This window comes from Curtobacterium sp. SP.BCo (genome assembly GCF_051903265.1).
Taxonomy (GTDB): domain Bacteria; phylum Actinomycetota; class Actinomycetes; order Actinomycetales; family Microbacteriaceae; genus Curtobacterium.
Map to the genome: position 1 here is coordinate 3278285 of NZ_CP194337.1, position 16321 is coordinate 3294605.

Annotated in this window: 15 protein-coding genes; 9 read left to right on the plus strand and 6 right to left on the minus strand. The window is 72.0% G+C overall.

Annotated elements, in window-relative coordinates; translation table 11 throughout:
• Positions 1–14 precede the first annotated feature (14 nt).
• Entirely contained in the window at positions 15–137 is a 123-nt protein-coding gene (gene ykgO / locus ACRQ4B_RS15525; RefSeq protein ID WP_017888460.1) for a type B 50S ribosomal protein L36, read from the minus strand.
• A gap of 58 nt (positions 138–195) precedes the next feature.
• Here ykgO and ACRQ4B_RS15530 point away from each other — a divergent pair, with 58 nt between their 5' ends.
• Entirely contained in the window at positions 196–1218 is a 1023-nt protein-coding gene (locus tag ACRQ4B_RS15530) for a GTP-binding protein (RefSeq protein ID WP_439692292.1), read from the plus strand.
• A 96-nt stretch (positions 1219–1314) separates the two neighbouring features.
• On the opposite strand, the gene ACRQ4B_RS15535 is transcribed toward ACRQ4B_RS15530, so the two are convergent.
• On the minus strand, positions 1315–2847 hold the full coding sequence (locus ACRQ4B_RS15535; protein ID WP_439692293.1) for an MFS transporter: 1533 nt from the start codon (positions 2845–2847) through the stop codon (positions 1315–1317).
• Between the two features lie 190 nt (positions 2848–3037).
• Here ACRQ4B_RS15535 and ACRQ4B_RS15540 point away from each other — a divergent pair, with 190 nt between their 5' ends.
• Complete coding sequence (locus ACRQ4B_RS15540; RefSeq protein WP_439692294.1) at positions 3038–3562, plus strand: DinB family protein; 525 nt, start codon at positions 3038–3040, stop codon at positions 3560–3562.
• Positions 3563–3905: 343 nt separating this feature from the next.
• Here the strand turns inward: ACRQ4B_RS15540 and ACRQ4B_RS15545 are convergent, their stop codons facing one another.
• Both ACRQ4B_RS15545 and ACRQ4B_RS15550 read right to left on the minus strand, forming a co-directional pair.
• On the minus strand, positions 3906–4868 hold the full coding sequence (locus ACRQ4B_RS15545; protein WP_439692295.1) for a sugar-binding transcriptional regulator: 963 nt from the start codon (positions 4866–4868) through the stop codon (positions 3906–3908).
• A 25-nt stretch (positions 4869–4893) separates the two neighbouring features.
• A complete protein-coding gene (locus ACRQ4B_RS15550) occupies positions 4894–5742 on the minus strand; it encodes a GolD/DthD family dehydrogenase (RefSeq protein ID WP_439692296.1) in 849 nt (282 codons plus the stop codon).
• A 106-nt stretch (positions 5743–5848) separates the two neighbouring features.
• On the opposite strand from ACRQ4B_RS15550, the gene ACRQ4B_RS15555 reads away from it, so the two are divergent.
• From ACRQ4B_RS15555 to ACRQ4B_RS15570, 4 genes are all read left to right on the plus strand, one after another.
• Positions 5849–6982: a zinc-binding dehydrogenase gene (locus tag ACRQ4B_RS15555; protein WP_439692297.1), complete on the plus strand. Its 1134-nt coding sequence runs from the start codon at positions 5849–5851 to the stop codon at positions 6980–6982.
• Between the two features lie 27 nt (positions 6983–7009).
• Complete coding sequence (locus tag ACRQ4B_RS15560) at positions 7010–8323, plus strand: MFS transporter (RefSeq protein ID WP_439692298.1); 1314 nt, start codon at positions 7010–7012, stop codon at positions 8321–8323.
• Positions 8324–8394: 71 nt separating this feature from the next.
• Complete coding sequence (locus tag ACRQ4B_RS15565; protein ID WP_439692299.1) at positions 8395–10137, plus strand: dihydroxyacetone kinase family protein; 1743 nt, start codon at positions 8395–8397, stop codon at positions 10135–10137.
• Complete coding sequence (locus tag ACRQ4B_RS15570) at positions 10134–10628, plus strand: ribose-5-phosphate isomerase (protein WP_439692300.1); 495 nt, start codon at positions 10134–10136, stop codon at positions 10626–10628. The genes ACRQ4B_RS15565 and ACRQ4B_RS15570 overlap by 4 nt, the downstream gene beginning before the upstream one ends.
• Positions 10629–10712: 84 nt before the next feature.
• Here the strand turns inward: ACRQ4B_RS15570 and ACRQ4B_RS15575 are convergent, their stop codons facing one another.
• The gene (locus ACRQ4B_RS15575) at positions 10713–12182 is read right to left on the minus strand and encodes an FGGY-family carbohydrate kinase (RefSeq protein ID WP_439692301.1); all 1470 of its coding nucleotides are present in this window, start codon (positions 12180–12182) and stop codon (positions 10713–10715) included.
• A 122-nt stretch (positions 12183–12304) separates the two neighbouring features.
• Between ACRQ4B_RS15575 and ACRQ4B_RS15580 the strand changes: the two genes are divergently transcribed.
• From ACRQ4B_RS15580 to ACRQ4B_RS15590, 3 genes are read left to right on the plus strand one after another with little or no spacing between them, the layout of a single operon-like run.
• Positions 12305–13405: a LolA family protein gene (locus ACRQ4B_RS15580; protein WP_439692302.1), complete on the plus strand. Its 1101-nt coding sequence runs from the start codon at positions 12305–12307 to the stop codon at positions 13403–13405.
• Positions 13406–13455: 50 nt separating this feature from the next.
• Entirely contained in the window at positions 13456–14412 is a 957-nt protein-coding gene (locus ACRQ4B_RS15585) for an ABC transporter ATP-binding protein (protein WP_439694419.1), read from the plus strand.
• Entirely contained in the window at positions 14399–15274 is an 876-nt protein-coding gene (locus ACRQ4B_RS15590; protein WP_439692303.1) for an ABC transporter permease, read from the plus strand. The genes ACRQ4B_RS15585 and ACRQ4B_RS15590 overlap by 14 nt, the downstream gene beginning before the upstream one ends.
• Here ACRQ4B_RS15590 and ACRQ4B_RS15595 read toward each other — a convergent pair.
• Positions 15267–16271: an NADP-dependent oxidoreductase gene (locus ACRQ4B_RS15595; RefSeq protein WP_439692304.1), complete on the minus strand. Its 1005-nt coding sequence runs from the start codon at positions 16269–16271 to the stop codon at positions 15267–15269. The genes ACRQ4B_RS15590 and ACRQ4B_RS15595 overlap by 8 nt on opposite strands.
• Positions 16272–16321: the final 50 nt, after the last annotated feature.

Here is a 16321-nt window from a genome sequence, read left to right on the forward strand (position 1 = left end):
GAACGCCGGTGACGTCAGCCCTGGCGGGTGTTCCAGCGCGGGTTCTTCTTGTTGATGACGTAGACGCGACCCCGGCGGCGGACGACCTGCGAGCCGGGGATCTTCTTGAGCGCCTTGAGCGAGTTGCGGACCTTCACGGAGCCTCCTTCGACGACGTCCTCTTGTTGAGAACGATGATCATGTACATTAGCCCACATGCGTCCCGCCGCCATCACCCTCGTCACCGCCCTGCACGACGTCGACGCCGACCGCGTCGCCGCACGGATCTCGACGGGGCACCGGATGCACGTCCGCGGGAGCGCGTTCGCCGCCGCCCGCGCGATCGCCGAGCGCGCCGAGCAGCTCGACCGTGTCTGCGGTCCCGACGCCGACCACGGGCTGGTCGTCACCCTGCCGCCCGGCGCCGACTCCCGGGCGGTCGGGATGATGCTCGCGAACGCCGCGCGGTCCGAGACCGGGGACGACCGGATCCTGCGGCACGTCGTGAGCGTGCTGCGCGCCGACGACGTGGCGCACCTGCTCTGGTCCGACGTCGACGACGCCTTCGTTGCCGCCGACCGGGTCGCCTCCCTCGTGGAGTACGCCACCGTCATCGCCCTCGACCGTGTCGAACCCGTGCCCGTCGGACGTCGTCGCGCCCTGCTCGCCCTGCTGCACCGACTCGCACCGCAGGCCGTGGTCGTCGCGGTGTCCTCCGTCCGGAGCGCAGCGGACCTGCCGGCGTCGAACGGCGGGGCGGCGCGGGTGCTGGCGACCGGGGCCGGGTGGATGCGGGCGCTGTCCGGTTCCGTGGGTCGGGACCCGGGCGACGGCCTCGTCGCGCTGCGGTACCGGGAGCCCCTGCCGTTCCACCCGGGACGGCTGGCCGCGGTGATCGAGCACGACCTCGCCGCCGGCGTGCACGGGCGCGTCCTGCGGTCGAAGGGGTTCTTCCGGCTCGCCTCGCGTCCCGACCACGTCGGAGCGTGGTCGAGCCTCGGGGCGATGCTGGCGCTCGACCCCACGGCGAACCCGTCGTGGGACGAGGACGCACCGATCGGACAGGCACTCTGGTTCGTCGGCGAGTCACTCGACGTCGCCGCGATCGAACGGGCGCTCGACGGGGCGTTGCTCACGGCGCCGGAACTGCTCGCCGGGCCGGACCTCTGGCGGAGCTGGGCGGACCCGTTCCCGGTGTGGCCGGCGCTCGACCCGTCCGGGGAGCACCGGCGCGAGTGAGCGGGGCGGGGTGGGTCGGGGTGGCGCGGCGGACTCGGAACGACGAGTCCGACGTCGTACGACATCGGACTCGTCGTTCCGAGTCGGCAGCCGACCTCAGCGCGTCGCGGCCAACTCCGCCGCACGCGCCTCCTCGCGTGCCCGACGTGCAGCATCCTCGGCAGCGAACGGCAGGTCGCCGAGGTCCAGGTTCGGGTTCGTGTCCTGCGTGAGCACGAGCTCGCGGGCCTCGTCCTCCGTCTCCACCGCCGGCATCGAGCCCGGCAGCGGGCGGCGCGAGGACTCCTTCATGCAGAACACCCCGACGGCACCGAGGACACTCGTCGCCATCAGGAAGTACGCCGGCGCGAGCTCGTCGCCCGTCGCCGTGAGCAGCGCCTGCACGATCAGGGGCGTCGTCCCGCCGAACACCGCGATGGCGATGTTGTACGCGAAGCCCATGCCGCCGTACCGCGTCGACGTCGGGAAGAGCGCCGGCAGCGACGCCGCCTGGTTCGACACCCAGAGTGCCGTCATGAGCGCGAGCAGCCCGAGGCCGGCGAGGGTGGACCACTGCGCGCCGTGCCCGATGAGCAGGAACGCCGGGACGACGAGCACCACGGTCGTCGCCGCACCGATCCACATGACCACCCGGCGGCCGAGCGTGTCGGACAGCTTGCCGGTCAGCGGCAGCATGACCGCGAGCAGCAGGAGCACCGGGATCGTCAGCAGGGTGCCGTCGAGCGCGGAGTAGCCGAGCGAGTCGGTGAGGTACGTCGGCATGTACGACGTCAGCGCGTAGCCGACGGTGTTCGAGGCCGCGACGAGCATCACGGCGATGACGATCGGGCGCCAGTGGTCGCGGACCATCACGAACACGTTCGCTGGGCGTTCCCCGTCGAACGAGGCACGGGTGGCGCTCGCGGCCTCCTGCGCCGCCTGGGTGGCCTGGAACACCGGGGACTCCTCGATGCGCAGGCGGAACCAGATCGCCACGACACCGATCACACCGGCGGCGAGGAACGGGAAGCGCCAGCCGTAGGCGGTCATCGCCTCGTCGCCGAGGGTCAGCTGCAGGACCGAGACGACGGTCGCACCGAGCGCGAAGCCCAGGTAGCTGCCGAAGTCGAGGATGCTCGCGAAGAACCCGCGGCGACGGTCCGGCGCGAACTCCGTCACGAACGTGGTCGCTCCGGCGTACTCACCACCGGTCGAGAACCCCTGCGCCAGCTTCAGCACGACGAGGACGATCGGCGCGAAGACCCCGATCGTGGCGTACGCGGGCAACGCACCGATGAGGAACGTCGACGTCGCCATCATGATCAGCGTCGTCGCGAGCACCTTCTGCCGGCCGATGCGGTCACCGAGCCGCCCGAACACGATGCCGCCGAGCGGACGTGCGATGTAGGTCGCGGCGAAGACACCGAGGCTGAACAGGATCTGGACGGAGGGTTCGGCGGTGGGCAGGAAGACCTTCCCCATCGTGACGGCGAGGTAGCCGTACACACCGACGTCGTACCACTCCATGGTGTTGCCGACGACCATGCCGCTGACGGCTCGGCGCATCATGCTCTTGTCGACCACGGTGACGTCGCTCACGCGGAGGCGACGTCCGGGCCGGGTCGGGGTACTGCTGGGATCGGAGCCCATGCATCTCTCCTCGAGGATCGGCGGGCCGACGGGTACCGGCCCGGGAACAGCGAGCGACGTTACCGAGCGACCGAAATGTCATTGGCCGGTGATTCACAGGGAGCGGCGTGTCACCCGGACGGGGCACACGGCCGATCCGCGCGCTCGTGGCGATCGGCAGCGAACCGTAACGAGGCCATAACATCGCGACATGGCGATCGAACCCGAGACGAAGAACTGGACCTGGGTCATCGAGTCGGCGTGCCCGGACTGCGGGTACGACGGCAGCACGGTGTCGATCCGGGACGTCCCCGGGATCATCGACGCGAACACCTCGGCATGGCCCGCGGTGCTCGACCGCGAGGACGTCCGCGACCGCCCCGACGACCGGACCTGGTCGCCGCTCGAGTACGGCGCGCACGTCCGGGACGTGCACCGGAAGATGGCGGAACGGCTGGCGCTCATGCTCACCGAGGACGCTCCGACGTTCCCGAACTGGGACCAGGACGCCACCGCCGTCGAGGACCGCTACGGCGACCAGGACCCGGTCGTCGTGGCGCGGGAGCTCGGCGAGGCCGCGCACCGTGCGGCCCGCGCGTTCGACGAGGTGCGGGACGACCAGCTCGCGCGCACGGGCCTCCGCTCCGACGGCAGCGCGTTCACGGTCGCGACGCTCGCCACCTACTACGCGCACGACCCGGTGCACCACCTCTGGGACGTGCGGCGCGCGCACTAGCCGCACCGCGCCTCCCGTCCCGACCCGCCGTGCCGGGCCGCGCGCCCTGTGGGCCGATCCGCGCGTGGGAGGCCGAAACGTGCATACCTGGCCGAAAGAACCAGCCTGGTGCGCGCGAAAGCGCTTCCCACTGCACGCGCGATGGGAAGGAACGCACGCCACCACCGGACTGGAGGCACGGCGCAGCCCCGCTCCGCGCCTCCCATGCCGACGTGCCGGGCCGATCCGCGCGTGGGTGGCCGAAACGTGCATACCTGGCCGAAAGAACCAGCCTGGTACGCGCGAAACCGCTTCCTACCGCAGGCGCTATGGGAAAGAACGCGCGCGACGGACGGAGCCGCGCTCAGGCGAGCGCGTCGAGCACGGCGCGCGCCGTCGCGGCGTCCGTCACCAGCTCGTTCACGAGTCCCCCGCGCACCGCCCCGACGATGCTCGGCACCTTGGCCGCGCCGACCGCCACGCCGACCGCGTGCGGGACGGCAGCCAGGAGCTCGCGGGACGTGCGCACCATCCGGTCGCTCCCCGGGAACTCGATCGCAGAGCCGTCCGCCGCGTAGAAGTTGAGGCACACGTCGCCGGCTGCCTGGTCGAACACGGCGTCCTCGACGGGGACGCCACGGGCGAGGGCGTCACGGGTCGGGGTCGGCGCGCCGATGCCGAGGATCGCACCCTTCGCTCGACCCCAGAGCCCCACGACGTGCTGGAACGCCGGGTCCTCGTCGAGCGAGGAGCGCATCGCGGGCGACGGCAGCGCCTGGGCGAAGAGGAACGCGGGGATGGCACCGGAGTGCTCGGCGGCCGTCCGGGTGATCTCGTTCGTCTGGAACCACGGCATCGGGTCCGCCTGCCCGCCCACCGTCGGCACGAGCTGGACACCGGCCAGCGGCGGCATGCCCGCGTGCGCGACGTCGTACACCGTGCGCCCCGACGACATCAGGACCGCGTCGCCGGGGACGAGCCCCATGCCCTCGACCGCGGCGGCGAGCGGCGCGGCGAGATCGGCACCGAGGGTGGCGGTGTGCGTCACGGCGGCGAGGTGCACCGCACGGATCCCGAGCACGACCTGCAGCCGTTCGGCGAGTGCGACCGTCTCGTCCTGGAACGGGTCGACGACCTCGATGCGGACGAGCCCGGCCCGGCGTGCTTCGGCGACGAGCCGCGAGACCGTGGGACGCGAGACCCCGAGACGCGAGGCGATCTCGACCTGCGTGGCGTCCTCGAGGTAGTACATCCGCGCCGCCTGGTACACGGTGTCGAGCGGGAAGCGGGTCCGCGCACCCTCGGCGGCAGGGTTCTCGGCGGACATGGGGCGATCGTAGTCCCGGCGCGCCTCAGCGGATCGTGAACCCGCCGTCCACGCGGAGGTCGGCGCCGTTCACCATCGCGCTCGACTCCCCCGCCAGGAACAGCACCGCGGCGGCGATCTCGTCAGGGGTGGCGAAGCGGCCGGTCGGGATCTCGTCCTGGTGCCGGATGCCCTTCTCGTTCGCCCACGCCGCCCGGCCGAGGTCGGTCAGGACCACGGTCGGGGACACCGTGTTGACGGTGACCCCGCGGCCGCCCCACTCGAGCGCGAGCACGCGGGTGAGCCCGATCACGCCGGCCTTCGACGCGCAGTAGGCGGCGTGACCGTCGATGCCGACGTGCGCGGCCTGCGAGGCGATGTTCACGATGCGGCCGTAGCCCGCGGCGAGCATGTGCCGCCCGGCGGCCTGGGCGACCCGGTGGGTGCCGGTGAGGTTCACGTCGATGGTCCTCGACCACGTCGCGGCGTCGAGGTCCTCGGCGGGGGCGAGGGCGGCGATGCCGGCGCAGTTGACGAGGACGTCGATGCGACCGAAGTGCGCGGAGACGGCGGCGATCGTGCGGGCGACGGAGGCCTCGTCGGTGACGTCGCACCCGAAACCGGCGTGGACGCGGGCCTCGGCAGCCGGCAGGTCGGCCGCAGACCGTTCAGCCGCAGGCAGGTCGGCCGCGGCAGCTACTGCCCCGTCGGCCCGGACGTCGACGATCGCGACCCGTGCCCCGCGTGCGGCGAGCGCCCGGGCGATCGCGTTCCCGATCCCGGACGCTCCCCCGGTGACGATCGCGGTGCGGCCGGTGAAGTCGTTCGTCAGGTCGACGGTGTCGGGGCCCGGGCGGAGGGCGGCAGCGAAGTCGGTGGTCGTGCTGGTGGTCATGTGCGCTCCTTTGCGTCGTTCGAGAACCTACCAGAAATTGTGTTCTGGACAAACGTTCCGCAGGGTGTACAGTCGTCGCCGAAGCCACCCAACGGAGGAGCAGCTCATGTCGACGACGACACAGAACGCGGCCAGCACCACGGCCGACACGACCATCCCCACGACGATGCGCGCCGTCGTCGTCCACGGTCCGGGCGACTACCGCCTCGAGACCCGCCCCGTGCCGACGCCCGGTCCCGGCGAACTCCTGCTCCGCACCGACGCCGTCGGCATCTGCGCGAGCGACCTGAAGTGCTACCACGGTGCCGCCAAGTTCTGGGGCGACGAGAACCGCGCCGCCTGGGCCGAGACGGACCGCATCCCCGGCCACGAGTTCGTCGGCACGATCGTCGCCGGGGACGACGACACCCTGGCGAAGCGCAAGGTCGACCTCGGGGACCGCATCGCCTGCGAGCAGATCGTGCCGTGCTGGGAGTGCAGGTACTGCCTCGAGGGCGCGTACTGGATGTGCAACGTGCACGACATGTTCGGCTTCAAGGGCTACGACGGCGCGATGGCCGAGTACGTCCTCGTGCCGGCGAAGGCGCTGACCCACCCGGTGTCCAGTGCCCTGCCCGGCCAGGTCGCCGCCTTCGCGGAGCCACTGTCCTGCGCCTTCCACGCCGTCGAGCGGGGAGACATCAAGTTCGGTGACACCGTGGTGATCGCCGGCGCCGGCCCGATCGGCCTCTCCGCCATCGCGGGCGCCCGCCAGAAGAACCCGCTCCGGATCATCGCGCTCGACGTCGTCGAGGCGAAGCTCGAACTGGCCCGCAAGGTCGGCGCCGACATCACCATCAACATCGCCGAGGACGACGCCGTCGCCCGCGTCAAGGAGCTCACCGACGGCTACGGTGCCGACGTCTACATCGAGGCGACGGGCCACCCGTCGGCGGTGCCGCAGGGCCTCAACCTGCTCCGCAAGCTCGGCACCTTCGTCGAGTACTCGGTCTTCAAGGACAACGTGTCCGTGGACTGGTCGATCATCTCCGACGACAAGGAGCTCGACGTCCGCGGCGCCCACCTCGGCCCGCACACCTGGCCGGCCGCGATCAAGCTGCTCGAGACCGAGACCCTGCCGATGTCGGAGATCTGCACGCACCAGTTCCCGCTGGAGCGCTTCCAGGAGGCCCTCGACCTCGTCGGCGACTCGGCCGGCGCGAGCGTCAAGGTCTCCATCCTCCCGTCCCTGCAGGCCTGAGCCCACCGACCACAGGAGTCAGCAAGCATGTCAACGACGACACAGCGCGCCACGGGTGCGCCGGCAGCGGCCCGCACCGAGGGCCACCTCGACCGGATGGGCATCCCCCGTCCCCTCGCGCTCGGGTTCCTCGCCGTCCTGGTCTTCATGACCGGCAACGGCGTCGAGTCGAACTTCATCACGCCGCACATGGTCGCGGTCCTCGGCAGCCCCGAGGCCACGGTCGCGACGATCGTGACGTTCTACAGCCTCGCCGCCCTCATCGGCAGCTACGTCTCCGGTGCGCTGTCCGACCTCGTCGGTCCGCGCCGGGTGATGATCCTCGGCTTCGCCGTCTGGGTCGTCTTCGAGGTCCTGTTCCTGCTCGCCCTGAGCCTCGGCAGCGTGCCGTTCGCGGCGGTGACCTACGCGATCCGCGGCTTCGGGTACCCGTTGTTCGCGTTCGCGTTCCTCGTCTGGGTGAACATCACCACGCCGGTGGAGCGGAACGGCTCCGCGGTGGGCTGGTTCTACGTGGCGTTCACCGGCGGCCTGCCGACCCTCGGCTCGCTGTTCGCGATCGGTGCGATCCCGGTGTTCGGCGGCGGCACGGCCGGTGAGACCGGCGCGATGATCGCCTCGATCGGTCTGGTCGTCATCGGGTTCCTGATCCTGCTGTTCGGCGTCCGCCTGCCGAACGGGTTCCAGCGGATCGCCCCGGCCGGCGAGAGCGCCTGGCGGGTCCTGACGAGCGGCATCCGGCTCACCGCGACCCGACCGAAGATCCTGATGGGCTTCCTGGTCCGCCTGATCAACACCGCCCCCGAGTTCGGCATGTTCGTCGTCCTGCCCGCCGTCATCGCGAACGAGCGCGGCTGGGGACAGAGCCGGTGGCTGCTCATGACCGTGTGCGTCTACGCGACGAACATCCTCGTGAACGCCCTGTTCGGTTGGGTCGGCGACAAGATCGGCTGGCAGCGCACCGTGAAGTGGTTCGGCATCGTCGGCTCCGCGACCGGACTCGTCGCCTGGTGGTACGTCCCGCAGCTCGTCCCCGCCGGCTCGGACTGGGGCTACGTGCTCTCGGTCGTCGCCGGCTGCGTGTTCGGCTGCCTGCTCGCCGGGTTCGTCCCGATGGGCGCGATCATGCCGGCGCTCGCCCCGGAGCACAAGGGCGCCGCGATGGCGATGTACACGACCGCAGCGGGTGGCGCGGCGTTCCTCGGCACCGGTGTGGTCGCCGCGGTCCTCGCCCTCGGTGGTGGCGGCCAGGCCGTCACCTGGACGTTCGTCGGCCTGTACGCCTGCGCGTTCGTGATGATCCACTTCCTCAAGGTGCCCCAGGGCCGGAGCGCACACTGAGTTCCGGGCGACGGCGGCCGTCCCGCCGTCGCCCGGTGCACCACCCCCCACACGACCGAAGGACACGCACCATGACCACGATCCACGACGACCCCGACGAGTTCGCCGAGGACCAGCTCGCCGGCTGGCTCGCCCTGTACGCCGACCGCGTGCGCGGCGTCCACGGCGGCGTCGTCACCCTCCCCACCGCGGGCGCCGACCCGCAGGTCGCCGTCGTCGTCGGCGGCGGGTCCGGCCACTACCCCGCGTTCTGCGGCATCGTCGGTCCGGGCTTCGCCACCGGGGCCGTCGTCGGCAACATCTTCACCTCGCCGTCGACCGCGCAGGTCTACTCCGTGGCGAAGGCCGCCGACCAGGGCAAGGGCGTCGTGCTGTCGTTCGGCAACTACGCCGGCGACACGATGAACTTCGGGCTCGCGGCCGAACGGCTCCGCGCCGAGGGCATCGACACCCGCATCGTGGTGGTCACCGACGACATCGCCTCTGCCGACGACGAGTCGAAGCGGCGCGGGATCGCCGGCGACTTCTCGGTCTTCAAGGCCATGGGCGCCGCCGCCGCGACCGGTGCGACGCTCGACGAGGTCGAGCGGATCGGCAACGCGTCGAACGCGGCGACCCGCACGATCGGGGTCGCGTTCTCCGGCTGCACGATGCCCGGCGCGACGGAGCCGCTGTTCACCGTCCCGGCCGGCCACCTCGGCCTCGGGCTCGGCATCCACGGCGAACCGGGCATCCAGGACGTCCCGCTGCTCCCTGCGACCGAGCTCGCGAGCCTGCTCGTCGAACGGCTGCTCGCCGACCGCCCGGCGGACGCGGGCAGTCGGGTCGCGCCGATCCTGAACGGCCTCGGCGACACCAAGTACGAGGAGCTCTTCCTGCTCTGGGGTCGCGTGCTCCCGCTGCTGCGGGACGCCGGGCTCGAGGTCGTCGAGCCCGAGGTGGGCGAGCTCGTCACCAGCCTCGACATGGGCGGCTGCTCGCTGACCCTGCAGTGGCTCGACGACGAACTCGAGCCGCTGTGGACGGCCGACGCCTACACGCCCGCGTACCGCAAGGTGGCGGCGCCGGTGGCGGCGCTCGTGCCGGCCGACGCGGTGGACGCCGCCGAGGACGAGGCGACGCTCGTGCCGGACGCGAGCGGTGCCTCCCGGCAGGCGGCGCAGACCGCTCGCGACGCGATCGAGGCGATCGACACGCTCCTGCGGGAGCACGAGGAGGAGCTCGGCCGCATCGACGCGGTCGCCGGCGACGGCGACCACGGGCGCGGCATGGTCAAGGGGATCGGTGCGGCCCGCAAGGCGGTCGACTCGGTCGGCCGGGAGGCAGGGGTCGCCTTCGTCCTCGGACGCGCCGGTGACGCGTGGGCCGAGTTCGCGGGCGGCACCTCCGGGGTCCTGTGGGGTGCGGCGCTCGAGGCGTTCGGTCGGTCGCTGCGCGACGACCGCTCCGCGTACGGAGCGTCCGACGTCGTCGACGCAGCACAGGCGTTCGCGGACTCGATCGTGCACCTCGGCGGGGCCTCGCGCGGGGACAAGACCCTGCTCGACGCGCTGCTGCCCTTCGTCGACGAGCTGCGGAACGCGGTCACGGCTGGTTCGTCGCTCACCGACGCGTGGCAGGCTGCTGCTGTGGTCGCGGTCGACGAGGCGCGGGCGACCGCGGACCTCACGCCGAAGGTCGGGCGTGCTCGACCGCTGGCGCAGAAGAGCCTGGGGACGCCCGACGCGGGTGCCACCTCGATGGGGATGATCCTCACGCGGGTCGGCGAGGTCCTCGCCACCCGTTCGAACGAACTGGAAGGAACGCACGCATGACGTACCGTCTCGTGATCGGCTCGGACGATGCCGGGTTCGACTACAAGGAGATCATCAAGCAGGACCTGCAGGCCGACCCGCGCGTGGCGTCCGTGGTCGACGTGGGCGTCGACGCCGACGGGCACACCGCGTACCCGCACGTCGCCGTCGACGCCGCCCGCCTCGTGGCGAACGGCGAGGCCGACCGGGCGATCCTGATCTGCGGCACCGGGCTCGGTGTCGCGATCAGCGCGAACAAGGTCCCCGGCATCCGGGCCGTCACCGCGCACGACTCGTTCAGCGTCGAGCGGTCCGTCCTGTCCAACGACGCGCAGGTGCTCTGCATGGGCCAGCGCGTCATCGGCGTGGAACTCGCACGGCGCCTGGCGAAGGAGTGGCTCGGCTACGAGTTCGACCCGTCGTCCGCGAGCGCCTCGAAGGTCCAGGCCATCTGCGAGTACGACGGCAGCGCACCGGCGGGCGTCGACGCGTCCGCGGGCGCGGGCGCCTAGGGCTCTGGACCACGGATCCGACGTCGAACCGGCCCTCGTGCCCGGTTCGACGTCGGATCCGCGGTTCGACCGGGCGCGATCGGGTCAGCCGCGCGCCGCCAACCGGTGCACGACGGCCTTCGTCGCGTCGTACAGCTCGCGGTAGTCGCGGTACCCCGGCTCGTACGCCGCGGTCGCCGCCGGGTCCGGTTCGATGCGCGTCGCCGGCGGGTTCCACGCGGTGACGTCCACGTCCTCCACGAGTCCCGCCGCGAGGAACGCCGACCCGTAGCAGGCACCGATCGTCACGCTCGGCACCGTCTGCGGCAGCCCGGTGACGTCCGACACGATCGTCGGCCAGAGCCGCCCGAGCAGTCCCCCGCCGGCGCCGACGAGTTCGCGGACCTCGACCCCGGCCGCCCGCAGCACCTCGACGTTGTGCCGCACCGCGTACGCCGTCGCCTCGAGGGTCGCCCGGTACAGGTCCCCGCGGGTGTGCCGGACCGTCAGCCCCACGATCACCCCGCGCGCGTCCGGGTCCGCGATCGGCGTCCGCTCCCCCGCGAAGTACGGCAGCATCAGCAGGCCGTTCGCGCCGATGCCGGAGCACCGGGCCTCCTCGAGCATCGTCGACCACTCGCCGTCGACGAGCCGCCGCAGCCAGTCGGTGATCGCACCCGAGGTCGCCATCCCGCCGGAGACGCTCGGCTGCCCCGGGTGCGTCCCGACCGTCGTCCACATCCCGGGCACCGAGGTCGGTTCGGCCGTCGGCGCGATCATGAACATCGTGGTGCCGTACTGCAGGAACATCCGGCCCGGCACCGACTCCCCGACGCTCACGCCCTCCGCCCAGGCGTCGATGGTCCCGGCCGTCACGGGGATGCCGGCCGGGAGGCCCGTGGCCGCGGCCGCCTCGTCCGTCACCACCCCTGCCCGGTCGCCCGACCAGAGGAGCCGCGGCATCTCGAGACCGGGCGCGAGCGCGGCGCACCACTCCGGGATCCAGGCGTTCCGGTGCACGTCGTACAGCGGGGTCGTCTGGCTCGCCGAGTGGTGGTCGAGGACGTACTCCCCGGTCAGCAGTTCCACGACGCGGGACGACGGCATCGTGCAGCGGACCGCGCGGGCCCACACCGCCGGTTCGTTCCGGGCGACCCATGCGAGCTTCACCCCGGCGGCCTGCGTGCTGAGCGCCGAACCGCACCGGGCCCGGACCGCGTCCTCGCCGCCGAGCTCCGCGGTGACGTCGTCGAGCATGTCCGCCGTCCGGGTGTCGACGCCGTACAGGATCGCGGGACGCAGCGGCTCGCCGTCGGCGTCGGTGAGGAGCACGCACGGGCCGATCCCGCTCACGCCGACCGCCGTCACGTCGACGTCCGGCACCCGGTCGAGGAGCGCACGGGTCAGCGTCGTGAACTCGTCCCACCAGACACCGGCGTCCATCTCGACGAGGCCCTGCTCCGGCCGGTCGACCTCGTGCCGCCGGCTCACCTCGGCGATCACGGTGCCGTCGAACCGCGCGAGCAGGGCCTTCGTGCTCGACGTCCCGATGTCCAGACCGAGCACCGCCCGCATGCCGTCTCCCTCGTCGCAGCCGACCGTCGTCGGTCGTCCCACGAGTCTACGAACGCCCAGGCTCCTGTCGGGGGCGGGACGTACCGTACTCCCGACTCCGATGCTCCACCGAGGGGAAACCGATGAAGAAGTCAGCCTGGCTGCCCGCAGTCATCGCGCCGGTCGTCGTCGCCGGCGCGGTCGCCGCACCGATGATCGCCAACGCCGCGAACGACCCGATCGCCGGGAAGCAGCCGACCGCCGCCGACGTCATCGCCAGCATCGCGCAGTCCTCCGACGCCCGGTACTCCGGCAAGCTCGTGCAGACGAGCGACCTCGGTCTCCCGGAGCTCCCGACCGGGTCCGGGGGGTCCTCGCTCGAGGGCAACGCCTCCGACGCCCTCGGACTCCTCACCTCCTCGCACACCGCCCGCCTCTACGTCGACGGCGCCGACAAGCAGCGCGTCCAGCTGACGCAGCAGCTCGCCGAGCAGGACCTCGTCCGCAACGGTTCGGACGTCTGGACGTGGGACTCGAAGGAGCGCACGGCCACCCACGTGATCCTGCCGGAGCACGCCGCGACGCCGGAGAACGGCGCGACCACGCCGGCCGACATCGCGAAGCAGGCGATCGACGCGATCACGCCGTCCACGACGGTCTCGAAGCCGACGGACGTCCGGGTCGCCGGACACGACGCGTGGCAGATCACGCTGACCCCGAAGTCCTCGGACACGCTCGTCGGCTCCGTGCGGCTCGCGGTCGACCAGCAGACCGGGCTCCCGCTCCGCGCCACGATCGAGGCGACGGGGCAGTCCGACCCGGCGGTGCAGGTCGGGTTCACCAGCCTGCAGTACGGCGCGCCGGCCGCGCGCCTGTTCGACTTCACCCCGCCGTCGAACGCGAAGGTCGAGACGAAGGACCTCTCCGACGCGACGGCGAAGGCCGAGGCGCACGCGAAGGCCGAGGCCCACGCGAAGGGCGACGCGGGGCACGGTTCCGCTCCCGTCGGCGACGAGCCCACGTTCACCGGGACGGGCTGGAGCACGATCGCCGAACTGCCGAAGGGCACGGTCGAGCAGGGTTCCCTCGGTGACGACGCGTCGGGTCTGCTGGACCAGCTGACGAAGTCGGTCGACGGCGGGCGCGCGGTGCAGACCTCGCTCGTGTCGGTCTACCTGACCGACGACGGCCGGGTCCTCGCCGGCGCCGTGCCGGTGTCGGCCCTGGTCGCCGCCGCGAAGTGAGCACGACGGAACCACCCACGGCGGACGCCACGGGCGCGGCGGACACGGCCGTGACCACCCTGGCGACGGCGACCGACCTCGCGATCCGCACCACGGGCCTCCAGAAGGTGTTCCGCAAGCAGCGCGCGGTGGACGGCATCGACCTGGCCGTGCCCCGGGGTGCCGTCTTCGGCTTCCTCGGGCCGAACGGGTCCGGCAAGACCACGACGATCCGCATGCTGCTCGGGCTGTCGAGCGCGACCGGCGGCACGATCGAGGTGCTCGGGCAGCCGATGCCGAAGGCGCTGCACGACGTCCTGCCCCGGGTGGGGGCGCTCGTCGAGGGGCCGGCGTTCTACCCGTACCTGTCCGGCCGGGCGAACCTGCTCCGCTTCGACGCCGCCGACCCGACGTCGGACCCGAGCACCCGGAAGGCCCGCGTCGCGAGTGCGCTCGACCGCGTCGGGTTGACCCACGCCGCCGACAAGAGGGCCCACGCGTACTCGCTCGGCATGAAGCAGCGCCTCGGCCTGGCCAACGCGTTGCTCGCGCCGCGCGACCTCCTGGTGCTCGACGAACCGACGAACGGCCTCGACCCGCAGGGCACGCGCGAGGTCCGCAACCTCATCCGTTCCCTGGCGGACGACGGCACGACGGTGTTCGTGTCGAGTCACCTCCTCGCCGAGATCGAGCAGGTCTGCACGCACGCCGCGGTGATGCGGACGGGCAAGCTCGTCGCGCAGGGCTCCCTCGAGGAGCTCCGCTCCGCCGGGGTCCGCACCGTCATCGTCCGCACGCCGGACCTGGGTCAGGCCGGTTCGGTGCTGATGCGGCTCGGCCTGACGCCGCGGCACGAAGGGGGCGCCGACGTCCTGGTCGCCGACTTGCCGCACGAGGTCCTGCCCGAGACGATCACCGCGGAGCTCGTCCGAGCCGACGTCCGGGTTCGTGGCCTGACCGTCGGCGGGGGCACCCTCGAGGACCTCTTCGTCGCGCTCACCGGGGAGGGATTCGATGTCGCAGCCTGACACCGCCGTCCAGCAGACGAGCGACGACCGAGCCCTGCCCCGCCGTCGGCAGCGCCCCTTCGCGCTGCTCGGCTCCGAACTCGCGCTGGTGTTCCGGCGCCGACGCACGTGGGCGATGCTCGGCGCGCTCGCACTCGTGCCGATCCTCATCGCGGTCGCCGTCCGGGTCGCCACCGGGGGTGACCAGGGCGGGCCGGCGTTCCTCGGTGACATCACGAACAACGGGCTGTTCGTGTCGTTCACTGCGCTGACGGTCTCGATCCCCCTGTTCCTGCCGCTCACGGTCGGGGTCGTGGCGGGCGACACCGTCGCGGGCGAGGCGAGCCACGGCACCATCCGCTACCTGCTGGTCGCGCCGACGGGTCGCGTGCGGTTCATCCTCGTCAAGTACGCGGGAGCGGTCGCGTTCTGCCTGGCCGCCACGCTCCTGATCGTGCTGGTGGGCGCCGCGATCGGCGCGGCGCTGTTCCCGATCGGCCCGGTCACGCTGCTCTCCGGCACCCAGGTGGACGGCTGGTCCTACGCCGGCCGGGCCCTCCTGCTGGCGCTGTACGTCACGTTGTCCATGCTCGGGTTGGCGGCGATCGGACTGTTCGCCTCGACCCTGACGAGCGTGCCCGTCGGGGCCATGGCGGCGACGGTCGTCCTCGCCGGGGCGTCGCAGATCCTCGACCAGCTCCCGCAGCTCGAGTGGCTCCACCCGTTCCTGTTCTCGCACCAGTGGCTCGGGTTCGGCGACCTGCTGCGCGACCCGATCGCCTTCGACTCGTTCGGGTCGAACGCGGTCCTGCAGCTCGGCTACGTCGTGGTGTTCGGCGCGCTGGCGTACAGCCGGTTCGCCAGCAAGGACATCCTCAGCTGACGGGGTCCCGGAGGTCGCGGGACTTCTCGGACTTGTACCAGTGCAGCCGGGCACCGGTCTCGACGGGTTGCATCCCGACGACGACCTTGCCGCGGGAGTGCATCTCGGCGAGGTCCTCGTAGGCGTCGACGATGTACTCGAACGGGTAGTAGCCGGAGATGATGAACTGCACCTTGTGCCGTTGCACGAGGTCGCCGAGCGTGGTGAGCATCTCCGCCGCCTCGGTGTCGTCCCCGGGCGCTCGGAGGAACCGGATCTCCAGGTCACGCCGGTCCTCGCTCGACACGAAGCGCTTCGGGTCGACGCCGAGCCGCGATGCGAGTTCGACGTTCTCGCCGTGCTCCCGGTTGTCGATGAACGCCGTGATCGGTCGGTCCTCGGCGATGTCGCGGATCCGCTGCTCCTCGCCCTCACCGTAGGCGACCGGCAGGACGCCGATCTGCCGCAGGGCGTCGTGGTTGCGGGGACTGCCGAGGCCGATCACGGTCGCACCGGTGTCGCGGGCGAGCTGGCACTCGATGTGCCCGACGCCGCCCGCCGCAGCGCTGATCACGACGGTGTCGGCGGGCCCGAGCTTGAGCGACCGGACGACCGACAGCGCCGTGCACCCGGCGAGGTAGAGGCTTCCGGCGACCTCGAAGGTCATCGTCGACGGCTTCTTCACGACGGCGCCGCGGGGAACGGTCACCCAGGTCGCGTGCGATCCCCCGTGCGGGGCGTGGCCCATCACCTCGTCGCCGACGTGCAGGTCGCGGACGTCGGCGCCGCGGGCCCGGACGACGCCGGCGAAGTCGACGCCCTGGTGGGCGGGGAACTCGAGGTCGATGAACTCACGGAGCTGTCCCTCGCGGAGGAACCGCTCGATGTGGTTGAGTCCGGCGACGGACACTTCGACGACGACCTCGCCCGGTCCGGGCTCCGGCTTCTCCTGGGGGACGAGTTCGACGACGTCGAACCCGCCGTACCGGTCGTACTGGACTGCGCTGCCGATCCGCATGGCGTGCTCCTTCGCTGGAGGTGTGGCACCGGCCTACTCGGAGTTCCCGC

Excerpts from the sequence above, each read along its gene's own strand:
- ACRQ4B_RS15530 (WP_439692292.1), top strand. The coding sequence starts at position 196 with ATGCGTCCCGCCGCCATCACCCTCGTCACCGCCCTGCACGACGTCGAC.
- ACRQ4B_RS15535 (WP_439692293.1), bottom strand. The coding sequence starts at position 2,847 with ATGGGCTCCGATCCCAGCAGTACCCCGACCCGGCCCGGACGTCGCCTC.
- ACRQ4B_RS15540 (WP_439692294.1), top strand. The coding sequence starts at position 3,038 with ATGGCGATCGAACCCGAGACGAAGAACTGGACCTGGGTCATCGAGTCG.
- ACRQ4B_RS15545 (WP_439692295.1), bottom strand. The coding sequence starts at position 4,868 with ATGTCCGCCGAGAACCCTGCCGCCGAGGGTGCGCGGACCCGCTTCCCG.
- ACRQ4B_RS15550 (WP_439692296.1), bottom strand. The coding sequence starts at position 5,742 with ATGACCACCAGCACGACCACCGACTTCGCTGCCGCCCTCCGCCCGGGC.
- ACRQ4B_RS15555 (WP_439692297.1), top strand. The coding sequence starts at position 5,849 with ATGTCGACGACGACACAGAACGCGGCCAGCACCACGGCCGACACGACC.
- ACRQ4B_RS15560 (WP_439692298.1), top strand. The coding sequence starts at position 7,010 with ATGTCAACGACGACACAGCGCGCCACGGGTGCGCCGGCAGCGGCCCGC.
- ACRQ4B_RS15565 (WP_439692299.1), top strand. The coding sequence starts at position 8,395 with ATGACCACGATCCACGACGACCCCGACGAGTTCGCCGAGGACCAGCTC.
- ACRQ4B_RS15570 (WP_439692300.1), top strand. The coding sequence starts at position 10,134 with ATGACGTACCGTCTCGTGATCGGCTCGGACGATGCCGGGTTCGACTAC.
- ACRQ4B_RS15575 (WP_439692301.1), bottom strand. The coding sequence starts at position 12,182 with ATGCGGGCGGTGCTCGGTCTGGACATCGGGACGTCGAGCACGAAGGCC.
- ACRQ4B_RS15580 (WP_439692302.1), top strand. The coding sequence starts at position 12,305 with ATGAAGAAGTCAGCCTGGCTGCCCGCAGTCATCGCGCCGGTCGTCGTC.
- ACRQ4B_RS15590 (WP_439692303.1), top strand. The coding sequence starts at position 14,399 with ATGTCGCAGCCTGACACCGCCGTCCAGCAGACGAGCGACGACCGAGCC.
- ACRQ4B_RS15595 (WP_439692304.1), bottom strand. The coding sequence starts at position 16,271 with ATGCGGATCGGCAGCGCAGTCCAGTACGACCGGTACGGCGGGTTCGAC.